Below are 14,739 nucleotides of genomic sequence, written 5' to 3'. Positions count from 1 at the left end.
AACGCCCTATCCTGTCGGAAAGCGGCAATGCAATAGCAAGCTTGCAAGGAAATGTTCGTTCAGCGCAGCGGCTGCCGCGCTTCAAGCGAATGAACACGAAGCCGGTCGCGCAGACCGGAGATTTCGGAGCGCAGCAGCTCCATTTCGTCGACCGGCGCGGGGGCCTGCGCAGGCATGGAGGGCGGCGGGGCCTGCGGCCGGGATACGGGCATTTTCTCGCTTGCGGAATCGGCGACGGGCCTACGCAGCCGGAGCAGGAAAGTCGCAGCAAGGCCTATCGCAAGGCCCGCCGCGGCACCGGTCAGCGCGCGGCCGGTCAGACCATCGCTTCCTGATACTGCGGTTGCCAACGCCGGCTTCAGGAGAACGATACGACCGTCGGCGGCCGTTTCCACCGCTGCGGACGCCGCCTCTTCGAGGCGCGAGCGCGCGGCATTCGCCTTTTCGCTGAGTTCGGTCAGGCGTGACAAATCGACGCCGGTGTCCCGGCTCTGGGCGATCAGCGTGTTGCGGCGATCGTTCAGTCCCTTGCGTGCCTCGACGGCGGCTTTGGCGGCGAGGTTGGCACTCTGGGCAAGACGGGTCAGCTCCTTGCCCATATTCTCCTTCAGGCCGTCGGTTTCGGCCTGCTGCTGCAAGAGGCGCGGATGGCGCGGGCCGAGCTCGGCCGAAAGCTGCGCAAGCGTCGTTTTGGCGACGGCATATTTGTCACGCCAGTCCTGCAGCGCCGGCGAAAGCATATCGGAGGGGAGCGAACCGTCGAGCACCTCGGCAAGTTTTGCGGCCTTGAGCCGGTCGGTCTGCGCCTTGGCGGCAAGGATGTTCTGGTCGGCCGCTTTCAGATCGGCATCGAGCCGGTCGATCTGGCGGCGAAGATCGATCGCCACCTTGACGTTGCCCTCGCCGCTCTTCGCCGTGAAGGCGGCAAGCTCCGCCTTGACCTCGTCATAGGTTTTGCGCAAGGCGGTATCGGTCTCGACGTTGCCGCCGGGTCCGTCTGCTGCGGACACCGCTTCGGCAAGCCTTGCGGCGACGCGCATGGATTTGCCGCTGTCGCCGGTCGTTACCCTGACGAGGACGGTGCCGGCAGCGGTATCGGGCAGTACCTCGACCGCATGTTTCAGCGTCGCTTCGGCGCGCGAGGCCGGATCGGCAGCAGCACCGGTCGCCGAAAGGAGATCGAGCGCGATGCCGAGCGCATTGGCACTGGCGCCGGCAAATTCGGGATCATGATCGAGTTTCAGGGCTGCGACCGTCGAAGCAACCACCCGCGCCGACAGCAGCCCTTTTGCCGCGGCTTGGGTGAAGGCAGCGCGGCTTGCGGCATCGCTCTTCACCGCAAAGGTCGCCTCGGCACGGTAGAGGGTCGGCGAAGCTGGCATCAGCGCCGGCAAGCCCGCGCCAATGATCGTCGTGATGGCAACCATCATCGCAAGGCCGATCCCGCTCGCCCGACGCCGCGGCGCTACCGGCCGGGGCTCGGCGGGTCCTTCACGGACCGCGGCCAGCGGTTCGGGTGAGATCATCGGCTCGTCGGCCGGAACGCTCAGCTCTTCATCGCCCGCCGGCTCCTGAGGAAGCGGACGGCCGACGTCGTTGGCGGCCCGGAGGCGGTTGCCGAGGATGGTTTCGATGCGGTCGACCAACGGTGCGGTGCGCGCCGCTCTTGTGCGCTGTTCTTCAAGCGCGCGGCCGATGGCGCGCAGCAATTCGGCCTCGGGCGGCGCGATATCAGGCCGGCTCGACCGGGGCGCCCCATAGGAATCGTCATGGGCGCGCGGCCCTGCGGCTGCGCGATCCTGGAAGCTGTTTCTGGCCCTGATATCGTACATTTGCGCCACATCTCATGCACATGATGGCCGAGTTCGCTCATCCGCACGAATGCAGATGATTAAGTGACTCTAAATATTCATAGCAAAGAAATGGTTAACCGCAGCGGGCAAGAATTGCTAAGCCGCGCATCTTGTTAGACGCGCGGTGCTATAAGGTCAGCTCGCCTTCTTATGGTCCGACCGCGGCTGCAGCGTGGTGCCGTGCTCTTCCGGATGGCTGAGGATCCTTTCGCGCCGGCGGAAGCGGTAGCGCAGGACATGGAAGAGAAACACCGGGATGCCGATGACGTAACGGCGCCAGAGGCGCGCCGGCTCCTGCAGCAGGCGATAGGCCCATTCCAGGCGCATCATCCGCACGGTCTTCGGCGCACGCGGGACGGCGCCGGAGACGAAGTCGAAGAGAGCGCCCACGGTCAGCACCAGGCGCGCATGATCGGCGCGGATATTGTTGTGAACCCATTTCTCCTGCAGCGGCGTTCCCATGCCGACGATCAGGATATCGAGCTTCTGGTGCTCGAGCTCCTCGATGACCTCAGTGGAATCGACCTTGTCGAAGTAACCGTCGGAAACGACGACGAATTCGTGCCAGGGCGCGTGCTTGCGGAAATTTTCCGCCGCCGCCTCGACGACCGTGCGCTTGCCGCCGATGAGGCCGATGCGGCGCGGAGCCTCCATGAAGGTCAGGAAGGCCGGCACGAAATCGGTGCCGTTCAGATTGGCGGGAAACGGCGAGCCATGGGCGATCTGCGATGCGATGTTCAGGCCGATACCGTCAGGCAGCACCAGATTGTGCGACATGATCCGGTAATATTCGTCGTCGCGTAGCGTCGTCAGCATGTTGTGGGCGTTGACGAAGCAAACCACGGTCTGGCCGACGGGGATGGAGGCCAGCTCGTTGATGAAAACGAGGGCGTCGTCCCAGCCGAGATCGCAGACCGGCAGATCGAAGATCGTCCGCCGCGATGCGAGCACCGCGAAGTTTGCAATCAGATTCATTCCTACCTCCTGCCGAGGGTGCTGCATGCGCCCGACATCCCGGAAAACAAGCCCATATTTCCGCACCGGAGGTCTCGAAAGGACCGGTCGCGTCCCGCCGGCGCGCGTCGCTCCGATCCCGGATAAGCGGCGCATGCCAAGCTGTGACACCTGATATAACAGGACGGTTTCAAACAACCCTTAGGAAAATTCCTTGAATTTCCATGCTCGTATAAGTCGTTTATTAACCACGCGCACCAACGACAAACGGCGCCCTCGGGCGCCGTTTGTCGTGGATGATCGAATGATGTCTAAAGCATGTCGCGCAAAAGTGTGCAGCGGTTCTGCGACAACGACATGCGTAAAAACAAAGACTTAAAGCGCGAGGAGCGAATCTGAAAGATCGCGACGCGCTTTAGTGGGCTGCTGGCGCCGGTGCTTCGGCGGCCGGTGCGGTCTCGACGATCTTGACGGGTGTGCCCACCTTCTTCGGCTGACCGGCGGAGCTTTCCTTGACCTCTTCCTTGGAGAGATAGTCGAGCTGCTCCAGCATCACGTCGGCGACGTATTCGCCGCCGAGGCGCTCGTTCATGCCCTTCTTGATCTCCTCGCGGAAAGCCTTCGGATCGAAGGATTTGATGTGGGCGATATCGACCATCTTGTTGCCGACCAGCAGGCTGAAAAGCTCGTCCGTCGTCATCTCGCTCAGCGGCAGCGTCACGCCTTTCAGCATGTCCTTGTTCATCATGAACGAAACGCGGCCGAGGAAATAGCCGGTGATCGCACCGTTGCCGATAATCGGCACCGTGATCGTTTCGCCCTTCACCAGTTCAAGCGCGCTCTGCTTGGAATCCGTTGCTGCGGGCGCCGGCGCGGTCGCCAGGTACACCGAGAAATAGACCGATGCCAAGGTGATGGCGCAAACCCAGACACCGGTAAGGACGAGCTTGATCATCAGTTTCCACGCGCGGCGAATTGTTCCTGGGAATAGGTGCCGTCGGCGTCGGCGTCCTGAACTGCGTTCTTCAGCAGGTCGGCGACAGCGCGAACCGCTTCGAGATGCGCCTCGACGCGACGGGCATTGAGGACCAGCTTCTTCTTCAGGCCGTGCAGCTGATCGAGATGGGCAGCGGCAAGCTCGGCCGGATCGGTATCGCGGAAAAGCATCGACAGCTCGTAGAGGCAGCGGCTCTTATGCGCATTGGAGACCTTGAGATCGAACTGCGGATCGTTGCCGATCCGGGTGTTCTCATTGTCGATGATCATTTCGAGGCGTCCGAGAACGGATTTGATCCTGTATTCGTTCGAAATTATTTCCATTGTACCCTCGATTATGCGTCGCTTAGAGCATGATGCCGAAAAGTGTGCGCGGTTTTCGGACGACATCATGCTCTAACTATTTAATTTAGAAGAGGATTCAGATTTTAGGCCAACGGGCCTAAAATCATCCTGTTCTATCGGCCTTGGCGTCCGCCGTCGGCGTGCCAAAGGTCTTGCGCTGGAAGTCGTCGATCATGCTGAGCGCGGTGTTGCGGTCATCGTCGTCGGTGGAGGCATTGACGATCTTGCCTTCCTGGCGGCGCAGTTGCTCGCTGTACATCTGCTTGGCGATGCCGATGCCGTCTCCCTTGGCCATGGTGTTGCCGAGCTGTTCGGCCATCATGCCTTTCCAGATATCGCCGGTCGCGCCCTTGCCGTAGACGTCTTCGCTTTCGTTCGGCAGCATGGACTTGACGAAATTCTGCAGGACCATGGCCTCGAACTTCCGGTAGCTTTCCGGAACTTCCTCGGTCTTGGTGCGGTTCTGGATGTTGGCAAGGCCGCTCTTCTGGCCGACATGATCGAGAACGTCGACCGTATTGGAGAAGCCCTTGCCATTCTCGGCGAGGCTCGTTGCGGCAAAGGCCGCACGATTTGCCTTCAACTTTTCCTGGGCCGCCTGAACCTCCATAGGGTCGGCAGCTTTGACAACGTCCAGGACCAGATCACTGGGGGGCGAAATAGCCACGTTACAATCCTCTGAATTTAAGATCGTAACGACTATGGTTTTTGAAGCTTGCTGGAGGCTGGCGTTGCGAATTGCTGATCGATGACATCGTAGACGGCATTGTCATCGGCCTCGCGGCGCTCGACCTCAAGGGCTTCCTTCATGCCGTCTTCGAGGCGGTCGCCCTTGGCGCGCTCGCGCGTCAGCCGCATCTCGTGGATCTGCTGCATGCCGGTCAGTTGCTGGTCCTTGATGGTGAGCCTGCCGAATCGGTCGGCGTAATTCTGCGAGAAGGCGTGGTGGACGGGGTCCATTGAGCCGAGCGCGAGGATGACGTCGTCCATCGCCACATTGACCTCGACACGCTGGCGGCTGGTTTCGGCCAGGTCGTTCTCGGCCATTCTTTCGATATGCCGCTGCACCGAGAGCAGCCGCTTGAGCTTCTGGGAGCGCTTCTTTTCGATCATATCAGCCTCATCGCCCGATATAGATCGAGCCGAAGGACTGGCCGAACTGGCTGACCATCGCCGCAATCGAGAAATAGATCAGGAAGAGCCCGCCCATCAGCAGATAGGGCGTGGAGATGAAGTAGACCGGGATCTGCGGCGCCAGCTTGTTGATGAAACCGATCGAGACGTTGAAGATCAGGCCGTAGATCAAAAACGGGCTCGACAGCCGCAGCATGATGTAGGTGGTCTGCTCCAGCGTGTCGGTAAAGGAGATCAGTGTCGCGCGCATCTGCATCATGCCACCGAATGGCATGGTCGTGTAGGAATCGATCAGCGCGCGGAAGACGATGTGATGGAAATCCATGATGAAGAGAATCATCATGCCGGCAAAGGTGATAAAGGCAGACAGGCTGGTCTCCGGCGTATCTTCGATGACGTCGGCGGAGCCCGGCTGGGTGTAGCCGACCATCATGGCGGTGATCGAGGCGGCGAACTGCATGCCGAGCGTGTAGATCCTCGCCAGCATGCCATACATCACACCGATCAGCGATTCGCTGAAGATCAGGCCGATATAGGTTCCGGCACCGGTGTGAACGGCCGGATAGACGGTATCCCAGAGCAACGGCATGACGGCGATCGAGAGCGCGCCGGCGATGAAGACGCGCATCTGTGCGGGCACGCGCGCCGAGGAAAAACCCGGAAGAGCCAGCACACAGCCACCGATCCGGCAGAAAACCAGAAACAGCGCGAGAACGGTCCCTTGCGGGTCTGTTATCATGAAATAGAGCCCAAAATCTTTATCTCGATGCCCTTGGCCAGTTCGACATGCGACAGGACCGGGAGCGTGGCGAACAGCCTCTCGATGATCATGCGCACATAGGAGCGTGTTTCCGGCGACGTGACAAGTGCGAATGGCAGGCCGCGATCCATGAACTCACGGATAACTTTGGTGGCCTGTTCGCTGAACTCCTCCAGGCTGCGCGGATCGATGTCGAATTCGATCACCTCGCCCTTGGCGTCGCGTTTCAGCGCCTGATGAAAGGCGAGATCCCACTTGCTGCCCAGCCGCAGCACGCGCAGCACGCCGTTGTCGGCGAGATCGCCGCAAAGCTGCTGGGCCATGCGGATGCGGACATGCTCGACGATCTGCTCGGTCTTCCTGACATGCGGGGCGAGCTCGGCCACCGCTTCGAGAATGAGGTGCAGGTTGCGGATCGAGACACGTTCGGCAAGCAGCAGCTTGAGCACTGCCTGCAGGCCCGAATAGGACATGTGCGACGAGCAGATCTCGTCGGCAAGCTTCTTGTATTCGGGATCGAGCCGATCGATCAGCACCTTGACGTCCTTGTAGGACAGCAGCTGCGGCAGGTTGTTGCGGATGACCTCGCTCATATGGGTCAGCACGACGGAGACATTGTCGATCGGCTGGAAGCCCTCGCGTTTCAGATCGTCGGCGAAATTTTCGAGGATGGAGACGGCAGGCATGCCGAAAGCGGGTTCGCGGATTTCGTCGCCGGGAATGCTCGGCCGACGGCCTGCGCCGGTAACGACGAGCACTTCGCCGACGCGCAGCAGGTTGGAAGCGACCGTCGTGCCGTGGATACGGATCTGATATGACTTCTCGGCGATGGCGATATCGTCGGTCACCTTGATCTCGGGCACGACGAAGCCGTATTGCGTGGCGAACTTCTTGCGCATCTTGCCGACGCGGAAGGCGAGCTCCTGGTGGGCGCCGAGCAGGCGCGTCGAGACCATCTTGCCGAGTGCGAGCTCGATTTCGGAGGTGCGCAGCACTGCTTTGACCGAATCCTTTTCCAGTTCCTTGTTCTGGACGACCTTCTTTTCTTCCTGCTCGCGGCGAAGCATGTTCTCTGCCTCGACTTGACGCGGGATGAACCAGGCGCCGAAGGCGAGAAGACCGCCGAGGACCACGAAGGGTACAAACGGCAGACCCGGCATCAAGGCCAGGATGAACATCAGCACCGCTGAGACGGAAAGCGCACGGGGATAACCGCTCAACTGGTTGACGACCGCCTGGTCGGTGGAGCCGGTGGTGCCGCCGCGGGAGACGAGAAGGCCGGCGGCGAGCGAGACGATGAGAGCCGGCATCTGTGCGACGAGGCCGTCGCCGACCGAGAGCTTGACGAAGACGTCAGCTGCTTCGCCGATCGGCATGCCGTGGCGGAAATAGCCGATGATGATGCCGCCGAAAATGTTGATGCAGGTGATGATCAGGCCGGCGACCGCATCGCCGCGCACGAACTTCGACGCACCGTCCATCGCACCGAAAAAGGAGCTTTCCTCCTCGAGTTCCCTGCGCCGGCGCTGAGCTTCCCTCTCGTCGATAATGCCGGCCGAGAGATCGGCGTCGATCGACATCTGCTTGCCGGGGATGGCATCCAGGGTGAAACGTGCGCCGACTTCGGCGATACGCGTGGCGCCCTTGGTGATGACGATAAAGTTGATGGTGATGAGAATCAGGAAGACGATCAGACCGATGACGAAGTCGCCGGACATCACCAGGCTTGCAAAACCGGCGATGACACCGCCTGCCGCATCGTGGCCCTCATGGCCATGCGAAAGGATCACGCGTGTCGTCGCGATGTTCAGCGCCAGCCGGGTCATCGTTGCGATCAGCAGAATGGTCGGGAAAGACGAGAAATCGAGCGGTTTCTGGATCCACAGCGCGACCATCAGGATCAGCACCGAGAAAGCGATCGAGAAGGCCAGTCCCATATCGATCAGGAATGGCGGGATCGGCAGAAAGAGAATGCAGATGATGCCGATGATGCCGAGGGCAAAACCGACATCGCGCAGGCTCGGGGCGACTTTTGGAAGGGGGAGTGCAGGTGGTTGCGCCATGACGATTCCGTCTCTTCATGAGAGGAGGCGGACATGCAGCCCGCCCAATTCGGATCGAGAATTAAATGGCGAAGCTTGCGCGAAGGTGGCTCAGAGCGGTTCAGCTTTTCAATGGAAGCGTAGAACCGCTCTAACCTTTTGTTTCTACGCAATCCCGGACGCAAAACCGCTGCGCACTTTTGCTGGAATTGCTCTAGAAGCCGGACTGGATGCGCGAGAAGACCAGATTGGTGAAAATCGAGACCTGCGAGCCGACGAAAGGCGCGGTGACGCCGACCGTGATCAGCACCGCGACGATCTTCGGCACGAAGGTCAGTGTCGCTTCCTGCACCTGGGTCAGCGCCTGGATCAAGGCAATGACGAGACCCACCACCATCGCGACGATGACGGCGGGACCGGCGGCAATCAGGACGGTCCAGATCGCCGCCTGGAACAGATCCAATGCATCAGCTTCATTCATCCGAAGGCAACCTCATATCGCCTTGAAGTGGCCCCGCCGTGGCCGGACCACCATTGATTGGTATCACCCGAGCTATGCGGCGCACCGGCGCCGTGGATATCAGGTATCGCTGGTCGGCGCCTTGTCGGCAATAGTGATTCCCGCCTGCACGAGTATATTACCGCCATCCGTGGTCGTCGCAATGATTCCGTCCGAATAAACCTTGACGGATTCGATGGTGCCTTTGACGGTGCCGTCGGCACTTTCCATGTATTTGCCGACGTAGCTGCTGGCCTGGGTGAGGCTCGAGCTTGCGAGCAGCGTGTCCAGCTTGGTGTTGGTCTGGATCGTCTGCTCGACCTGCGAGAAGCTCGCCAGCTGCGACATCTGTTCGCTGGCGTCGACCGGATCGGTCGGATCCTGGTTCTTCATCTGCGCGATGAGCAGTTGAAGGAAATTGTCGTAGTTCAGCGTCGCCTTCTGCTGGGCCGTGCTCGTCGTGCTCGAAGTGCTCGTCGTGCCAACGCTTGATGTGGCATCTACCGCCATGGTGCAATCTCCCTGCGAATCTGCTCGACCATCGTCGGCGGCATTTCGTGGTTGTTGAGGATATTGTCTTCGATCGCGTAGAGGCCACGGATCGCCTTCAACGCATCGAAGGCGCGGCCGGTCGAGACGAGCGCATCGATGCGCTTCAGTTCGGCAAGGATCTCCTCGTTCTTGAAGCAGGAGAGCAGCATGGTGATCGACTTGCGGAACAACGCCGTCGAGTGGTCCTTGCCCTCAGGGTTGATGAGGATCATCTGCGCGATGAAATAGAGCTGACGCAGCGGCGTCGTGGCTCCCTCCGGCTGGAGGACGTGGTTTTCGAGAAGGAACGTCACATCATTCAGGAATTCCAGCGCGACCTTGCGGTCGACGCGCAGGACGGCGCCGTTGATGAAGATTCTTTCTCCGGCTTTCAGAGAAATGCGAAGTGTACTTTTCATTTAAGTCCATCCCTGATGATGGTGGTAACGTCGATGATGCCCTGGTAGTTATTAGACTGACGTTTTCTGATCCTGTCGCATTCCTTCAATATCCAGATCGCGATCGAGATGAGGTTGGCCCTGAGCCCGATCTCCAGCTGGTTGTCGGGATGTTTGAGATCCTCGATGAAGCTGATCCAGACCCGGCGTGTATAAAACAGGGCTTCAATGGCTTCCCGGCCGTATTTTTCCTTTTCGCGCGCCAACGACAGCAGGTCTATGGACCGGTCAAGAACCTGCCATTCCCGCTCTTTCGCGTCGGCCACCGAGTCCTGCATGACTTCGGCATATGAGAACTGATACATTCATGCATCCTTCTTTATTGCGCGCCTTTGCTCATCAAAGGTAGTTTACTAGACTCAACTGCTGGATCTTTGAGACGATCGTGTAAGCGGTTTCAAGCTGCGTTTCCAAAGTCTTGACGAGGGTCGAGGCTTCGTAGGGATCGACCCCCTGGAGATCGACGAGCTTGTTCTTGATGATGTTCGATTGAGCGTCGAGAGCGTCGTTGGACTTCTTGACGCGCTCCTGCGAAAGGCCGAGTTGGCTTGCCTGGGTGACCAGGCCGCTGGTCGCCTTCGCCGTGTAACTGATCGCCTGCTTGGACACCGTGCTCATCGCATCGCTGCTGAGGCCCTGACCCAACAGTGCCGAAGCCATCACCGAGGCGAGGGCGAAGTAACGCATGCCCTCGGAATTGGCATTGGTCGAGGATTCGATCACTTCGGAGTTGCTGATGCGGCTCGTCATGTTCTGGTTCGAGGCTTGCGACCAACCGGTCGCCGGATTGGTCCAGTTGGCCTGGCTGAACATCGGCTCCACCGTCGTGGTGATGAAGGTGCTCATTTCGGCGCCGGTCAGATCCTTGACCGCCTTCGGTGGGACAAGAGCAGCGGCGTAGGCATTCAGCTGCGTGACGATGGCGGCACTCGTCGCGGTCGTCTTGTCGGTCAGCGGCTGCACATCGGTGTTGATGCCCGAGAACAGATATTCGCCGTTTACCATGGTGTTGGCCGTGTCCATCATCGTGGACAGGGCGCTGGTGGCCGACTGGATGGCGACGGTGATGCTGCCGGGATCGTTGCTGCCCTGGAGCGCCGTCAGCTTCGAAACGAGGCCGTCGCCGACGTCCTTCATCTTGGAAAGGCCGAGCTGCGAGGATTCCATGCGCGCGGTGACAAGCGAGTTGCTTGCCTTGATCGAGGCTATCCTGTCGACCTCGCGACTGAAGTCGACGCTCCTGGCGGCGTTGCCGCCGAGAGAGACACCGATATCCGCATAGACTCCCGTCGTCGCTTCCATCGTCGCCTTCGTCATCTGGTTCTGCGCCTGACGGATCGTCAACCGCATCGCATTCTGAATGGCCGAACTTGAAATAAATGAGCTCTTCATGGCTTAACTCGCAATATCCAGCAATGACTTCAACATTTCGTCAACGGCGTTGAGGATCTTGGTCGCCGCCTTGTAGGACTGCTCTATGTCGAGGAGCAGCGTCAGCTCCTCGTCGAGGTTGACGCCCGTCTCGTTGGAATAGGCTTCGTCGGAGCGCGACAGCGCCGCCGAGGTGTTTTCCGCCGCCGTCGTGGCATTGCTGCGGTACTGTTCGAGCCAGCCGAGGGAATTCGTGGCGAATTCCATGATGCTGACGTTCGAATCGATGCCGGTCGTGGCGTCGAACCCGACCGGCGTCCCCGCCGCCGGATCGAAATCGATGTCGGAGCCCAATGCGGTATAGAGGCGATCGAGTTCAGCCGTATAACCGCTGACGCCTGACGTGTTCAGGACGAGGCCGGTGGCGTTGACGCCACCATCGCGCAGACGCATCGGATCGCCGCCTTGCGAGGTGATGACGCGGCTGCTGACCGTGATGGTCGCCGCCATGCCGGCAACCGCGGTGGCGCCGGTATCGACCGTGCCGCCGCTCCAGGTGAAGAGGCCGGGCACATAGGCCGGACCGGCTACCGTGTTCTGCTCCTTGAAGAGCGAGACCAGGCCGCGGGCGACTTCGTCGAGCTGCTTCTGGAAGTTCGGGGCGATTTCGTCGCGCACCTGGAGGAGAGATTGAAGGCTTCCCTGCCCCGTGGTCGTCGATCCGCTGCCACGCGGAAGCGCCACACCGTCAACATAGACCGAATTGCCGGCGATGGTCGCGGTATAGACATCCTGAGATTTGAACGTCACCTTGCGCGGGATCGTCTCGAAGAGGATCGTCCCGTCAGACGTGCTCAGCACCATGTCGTTATTGTCGCGCGTCGTTGTATTGACGCCGACGATCTGCGAAATCTGCTTGAGAGCCTTCTCACGTTCGTCGAGGGCGCCGGATGCATCCGCACCCGAGGCCGTGGCGGTCTTCACCGCGTTGTTGGCCTTCTCGAAGTCGCTGAGAAGCGTATTCAGCTTATCGACGTCGGTGGCAATCTGCTTATCGGCGGTGGCGCGGACGTTCTGAACGGATTGCGAGGCATTGTTCAGCGAGTTTGCGACGTCCTGGGCGGCGGTGATGGCGCCCTGGGCGGCGACTGTGCTGCCCGGCGTCGTGCGGAAGGCCTGAAGCTTTTGCTGGAAAACGCCGAGATATGTGGATGGCGCCGTTTCGTAGTCGTTGCCACCCACGATCGACTTGAGGTCCTCAAGACCGCCGAGCAATGCCTGCTGGGCACTGTCCTGAGAAGATGTCTTCAGGTATTGGCGCAGCAGCGCCTCTTCCTGCGCCCGATCGATCTTGACGACCTGCGCGCCGTTCAAGGACGTGGTGAGCATCGCCTGCCGGCGCACGTAATCTTTGTTGCCCGCATTCGAGATATTGTTCGATACGACACTGCTCTGAGTGCCCGTATTGTTGAATATATTCTGCGCGGTATTAAGTGCGGATGTGAGCGACATGGCTTACCCGGTACCTTGCTTATCTCTTGAGGTTGACGAGAACGTCCATAATGTCGGATCCCGTCTGGAACACCTTGGAATTGGCGGTATAGCTGCGCTGCGATTCGATCATCTCGGTCAGCTCGCCGGCGAGGTCGACGTTCGAGCCTTCGAGAGCGCCTGATTTGATCGTGCCGAGACCGTTGGTCTGCGGGAAGCCGGTGACGGTGACGCCCGACTGGCCGTTGGCGCTGTAGACGTTGCCGCTCATCAGCGTCAGCTTGTCCGGGCTGGCGACATTGGCCAGCGGAATGCGATAGAGCGGCTTGGTGCTGCCGTCTTCGTATTTCGCGTAGACGATGCCGTCGCCGTCAACCGTGACGTCCTTGACCGGGGTCGCTGCCTGACCGTTCGGCGTACCGGTGCCGGAGAAGTCGGCACCGAGCTGTGTGAAGGCGGAGAAGTCCATGGCAATCGTCTGGCCAGTCACCGGATCGGCGATGTTAACGGTGCCGGGCGAGGTCATCTTGCCATCACGGTCGAAGGTGAGCGCTCCCGTGCCGACAGCGGCGGTGGAGTAAGGGAAGGAGGTCGCGCCGCCGACCGCAGCATCGGCGTTGCGGAACATCGCCACTTCCCAGGTGGCTGCGGTAGCGGGAGGCGCCGGCGGCGGCGCTGGCGCGACTGAGGACTTCGTGAAGTAGAAGTCGTACATCACCTTGTTGCCGAGACGGTCGTAGGCGACCATCGAAACCTTCTTGGTATCGGTCGTCGTCGTGGCGAGGTTGGCGCTTGGAGCCGTCGCGGGAGCGACCGGAGCGATCTTGGCGTTGGAGTCCAAGTTGCCCTTGAAGATACCGGATGTCGAGGCGATCGCGGTCAGACCATCCTGGTTGACATTGACGGGAACGAGGCCATCGAAGCCGTTGACGACGACGGCTGGAGCGCCGGAATCGTAGGAATAGCCCATCAGCATAAAGCCGGCGGCGTTGACGAGGTTGCCCTCGTCATCTTTGGTAAAGTCGCCGGCGCGGGTCAGGACCGGCGTGCCGTCAGGACCCTGGACGATGAAGAAGCCGTCGCCCGAGATTGCGAGATCGGTGCTCGACGTGGTGTAGGAAATATCGCCCTGGTCGGAGACGGCCTGGCGGACAGAGGTCTGAACACCGCCGGAGTTGTAATTGCCGCCCGAGGAGGGCAGAACCAGGGACGAGAAGCTCGTCGACACAGCCTTGTAACCGGTGGTGTTAACGTTGGCGATGTTGTCGGCGACGGTGCTGAGGCGGTTGGCCTGAGCGTTCATCCCCGATACTGCCGTCTTCATGCTGCCGAAAATGCTCATCTGAAAACCTCGTTTTACCTGTTATGCACGAGAGTATTTGTCGGGCCTTGCGTGAAGCTGTCTGTCATGCGAGCTGCGAGGCCAATATTGACGTTCAGCCGGGCGCCGCCGCCCGGCCGAGAAATCAGGCCCAATCGATGCAGTAACCAAGGAAGCGCTTGGAATCGACCGGATCGACGCCGAGCTTTTTGCGCAGCTTCTTGCGCAGCTTCGAGATATGGCTTTCGACGACGTTCTCCTCGACCTCTTCATCGAAGATGCCGTAGATGGCGTTGAAGATCTGGGTCTTGGTGACGCGGCGACCACGATTGGCGATCAAATATTCGAGGATGCGGCGCTCGCGCCGGGGAAGTGCGAAGACTTCGCCGTTGATCTCGGGGTCACGACCATCCGAGAAGACGCGGATCCCGCCGATCTCGGTGTAATTGGTGATCGCCTTCAGCCGGCGCCGGATCGCAGCCGCCCTTGCGAGGATTTCGCGGGGATGCACCGGTTTGCGCACCACGTCGTCGACGCCACAATCGAAAAGCGCAAGAGTGTTTTCGAGCGAGTGCTGGTCGCTGACCGCAATCACCGGCGCCATCGACCGATCCCGGATCGCCCGGGGCAGTTCGAAGTTGCGCTGGCCCTGACCGATCAGAAAGGCCTCGACTGCAGCTATGTCGGAATCGGCGGCGGTCTGTACCCACTCGCCAAATTCCGCTGGATCAAAGCCGGTGGAGGGAATGCCCTCACGACCGAACAGAGATGTGTATCCATCTTTCACGAGCTCACGCTCATCAACCACTACGATCATTCGTCCGCCTCCGAATCAGTGTGGCACTTCGATGATCTATGGGTACGAATCGCACGAATCGGCGACAACTCGTTAAAGTTAATGGCAGAAACTAATAATTGATTAAGATCTGGGTAGCGATTTGATCTATATCTAGTGGGTACGCCTGATTATGCACACCAAAATTT

General features: G+C 60.1%; 16 protein-coding genes. All 16 read right to left on the bottom strand.

Features of this window, described 5'->3' with window-relative positions:
• Nucleotides 1-59: 59 nt before the first annotated feature.
• Nucleotides 60-1,832, bottom strand: coding sequence for a succinoglycan biosynthesis protein exop (locus HX899_RS32775; protein WP_181294424.1), 1,773 nt, complete (start codon nucleotides 1,830-1,832; stop codon nucleotides 60-62).
• Between the two features lie 156 nt (nucleotides 1,833-1,988).
• Complete coding sequence (locus HX899_RS32770; protein ID WP_181294423.1) at nucleotides 1,989-2,828, bottom strand: WecB/TagA/CpsF family glycosyltransferase; 840 nt, start codon at nucleotides 2,826-2,828, stop codon at nucleotides 1,989-1,991.
• A gap of 394 nt (nucleotides 2,829-3,222) precedes the next feature.
• On the bottom strand, nucleotides 3,223-3,762 hold the full coding sequence (locus HX899_RS32765) for a hypothetical protein (RefSeq protein WP_138334356.1): 540 nt from the start codon (nucleotides 3,760-3,762) through the stop codon (nucleotides 3,223-3,225).
• Nucleotides 3,762-4,127: a hypothetical protein gene (locus HX899_RS32760; protein ID WP_003545575.1), complete on the bottom strand. Its 366-nt coding sequence runs from the start codon at nucleotides 4,125-4,127 to the stop codon at nucleotides 3,762-3,764. The genes HX899_RS32765 and HX899_RS32760 overlap by 1 nt, the downstream gene beginning before the upstream one ends.
• A 124-nt stretch (nucleotides 4,128-4,251) precedes the next feature.
• Entirely contained in the window at nucleotides 4,252-4,815 is a 564-nt protein-coding gene (locus HX899_RS32755; protein WP_138334357.1) for a rod-binding protein, read from the bottom strand.
• Between the two features lie 32 nt (nucleotides 4,816-4,847).
• Nucleotides 4,848-5,261 carry a hypothetical protein gene (locus HX899_RS32750; RefSeq protein ID WP_003545570.1) on the bottom strand — a complete coding sequence of 138 codons (414 nt, stop codon included), beginning with the start codon at nucleotides 5,259-5,261 and terminating at the stop codon, nucleotides 4,848-4,850.
• Nucleotides 5,262-5,268: 7 nt separating this feature from the next.
• Nucleotides 5,269-6,021 carry a flagellar biosynthetic protein FliR gene (locus tag HX899_RS32745; protein WP_181294422.1) on the bottom strand — a complete coding sequence of 251 codons (753 nt, stop codon included), beginning with the start codon at nucleotides 6,019-6,021 and terminating at the stop codon, nucleotides 5,269-5,271.
• Complete coding sequence (flhA, locus tag HX899_RS32740) at nucleotides 6,018-8,105, bottom strand: flagellar biosynthesis protein FlhA (RefSeq protein ID WP_064652575.1); 2,088 nt, start codon at nucleotides 8,103-8,105, stop codon at nucleotides 6,018-6,020. The genes HX899_RS32745 and flhA overlap by 4 nt, the downstream gene beginning before the upstream one ends.
• A gap of 193 nt (nucleotides 8,106-8,298) precedes the next feature.
• A complete protein-coding gene (gene fliQ, locus HX899_RS32735; protein WP_003556576.1) occupies nucleotides 8,299-8,565 on the bottom strand; it encodes a flagellar biosynthesis protein FliQ in 267 nt (88 codons plus the stop codon).
• Between the two features lie 99 nt (nucleotides 8,566-8,664).
• Nucleotides 8,665-9,093 carry a flagellar hook assembly protein FlgD gene (gene flgD, locus HX899_RS32730; protein WP_171599666.1) on the bottom strand — a complete coding sequence of 143 codons (429 nt, stop codon included), beginning with the start codon at nucleotides 9,091-9,093 and terminating at the stop codon, nucleotides 8,665-8,667.
• Nucleotides 9,084-9,533, bottom strand: a complete 450-nt coding sequence (gene flbT / locus HX899_RS32725; protein WP_003556571.1) for a flagellar biosynthesis repressor FlbT — start codon at nucleotides 9,531-9,533, stop codon at nucleotides 9,084-9,086. Before flbT ends, flgD begins: the two co-directional genes overlap by 10 nt.
• Nucleotides 9,530-9,877: a flagellar biosynthesis regulator FlaF gene (flaF, locus tag HX899_RS32720; protein WP_027666404.1), complete on the bottom strand. Its 348-nt coding sequence runs from the start codon at nucleotides 9,875-9,877 to the stop codon at nucleotides 9,530-9,532. Before flaF ends, flbT begins: the two co-directional genes overlap by 4 nt.
• Before the next feature lie 34 nt (nucleotides 9,878-9,911).
• Nucleotides 9,912-10,964, bottom strand: a complete 1,053-nt coding sequence (locus tag HX899_RS32715) for a flagellar hook-associated family protein (protein WP_171599667.1) — start codon at nucleotides 10,962-10,964, stop codon at nucleotides 9,912-9,914.
• Between the two features lie 3 nt (nucleotides 10,965-10,967).
• A complete protein-coding gene (gene flgK, locus HX899_RS32710; RefSeq protein WP_171599668.1) occupies nucleotides 10,968-12,455 on the bottom strand; it encodes a flagellar hook-associated protein FlgK in 1,488 nt (495 codons plus the stop codon).
• Nucleotides 12,456-12,474: 19 nt separating this feature from the next.
• On the bottom strand, nucleotides 12,475-13,776 hold the full coding sequence (locus HX899_RS32705) for a flagellar hook protein FlgE (protein ID WP_181294421.1): 1,302 nt from the start codon (nucleotides 13,774-13,776) through the stop codon (nucleotides 12,475-12,477).
• Between the two features lie 124 nt (nucleotides 13,777-13,900).
• Complete coding sequence (rem, locus tag HX899_RS32700; protein ID WP_003545558.1) at nucleotides 13,901-14,572, bottom strand: transcriptional activator Rem; 672 nt, start codon at nucleotides 14,570-14,572, stop codon at nucleotides 13,901-13,903.
• Between the last annotated feature and the right edge of the window lie 167 nt (nucleotides 14,573-14,739).

The organism is Rhizobium sp. WYCCWR 11146, assembly GCF_013591995.1.
Taxonomy (GTDB): domain Bacteria; phylum Pseudomonadota; class Alphaproteobacteria; order Rhizobiales; family Rhizobiaceae; genus Rhizobium; species Rhizobium indicum.
The sequence above is the reverse complement of the archived record's forward strand: the minus strand, read 5'-3'. Positions and strand labels throughout refer to the sequence as shown.

What these genes read in the sequence shown, in the direction of transcription:
- HX899_RS32745 (WP_181294422.1), bottom strand. Translation starts at nt 6,021, where the DNA reads ATGATAACAGACCCGCAAGGGACCGTTCTCGCGCTGTTTCTGGTTTTC.
- rem (WP_003545558.1), bottom strand. Translation starts at nt 14,572, where the DNA reads ATGATCGTAGTGGTTGATGAGCGTGAGCTCGTGAAAGATGGATACACA.
- HX899_RS32705 (WP_181294421.1), bottom strand. Translation starts at nt 13,776, where the DNA reads ATGAGCATTTTCGGCAGCATGAAGACGGCAGTATCGGGGATGAACGCT.
- flgK (WP_171599668.1), bottom strand. Translation starts at nt 12,455, where the DNA reads ATGTCGCTCACATCCGCACTTAATACCGCGCAGAATATATTCAACAAT.
- flbT (WP_003556571.1), bottom strand. Translation starts at nt 9,533, where the DNA reads ATGAAAAGTACACTTCGCATTTCTCTGAAAGCCGGAGAAAGAATCTTC.
- HX899_RS32775 (WP_181294424.1), bottom strand. Translation starts at nt 1,832, where the DNA reads ATGTACGATATCAGGGCCAGAAACAGCTTCCAGGATCGCGCAGCCGCA.
- HX899_RS32750 (WP_003545570.1), bottom strand. Translation starts at nt 5,261, where the DNA reads ATGATCGAAAAGAAGCGCTCCCAGAAGCTCAAGCGGCTGCTCTCGGTG.
- flaF (WP_027666404.1), bottom strand. Translation starts at nt 9,877, where the DNA reads ATGTATCAGTTCTCATATGCCGAAGTCATGCAGGACTCGGTGGCCGAC.
- HX899_RS32715 (WP_171599667.1), bottom strand. Translation starts at nt 10,964, where the DNA reads ATGAAGAGCTCATTTATTTCAAGTTCGGCCATTCAGAATGCGATGCGG.
- HX899_RS32765 (WP_138334356.1), bottom strand. Translation starts at nt 3,762, where the DNA reads ATGATCAAGCTCGTCCTTACCGGTGTCTGGGTTTGCGCCATCACCTTG.
- flgD (WP_171599666.1), bottom strand. Translation starts at nt 9,093, where the DNA reads ATGGCGGTAGATGCCACATCAAGCGTTGGCACGACGAGCACTTCGAGC.
- HX899_RS32760 (WP_003545575.1), bottom strand. Translation starts at nt 4,127, where the DNA reads ATGGAAATAATTTCGAACGAATACAGGATCAAATCCGTTCTCGGACGC.
- flhA (WP_064652575.1), bottom strand. Translation starts at nt 8,105, where the DNA reads ATGGCGCAACCACCTGCACTCCCCCTTCCAAAAGTCGCCCCGAGCCTG.
- fliQ (WP_003556576.1), bottom strand. Translation starts at nt 8,565, where the DNA reads ATGAATGAAGCTGATGCATTGGATCTGTTCCAGGCGGCGATCTGGACC.
- HX899_RS32770 (WP_181294423.1), bottom strand. Translation starts at nt 2,828, where the DNA reads ATGAATCTGATTGCAAACTTCGCGGTGCTCGCATCGCGGCGGACGATC.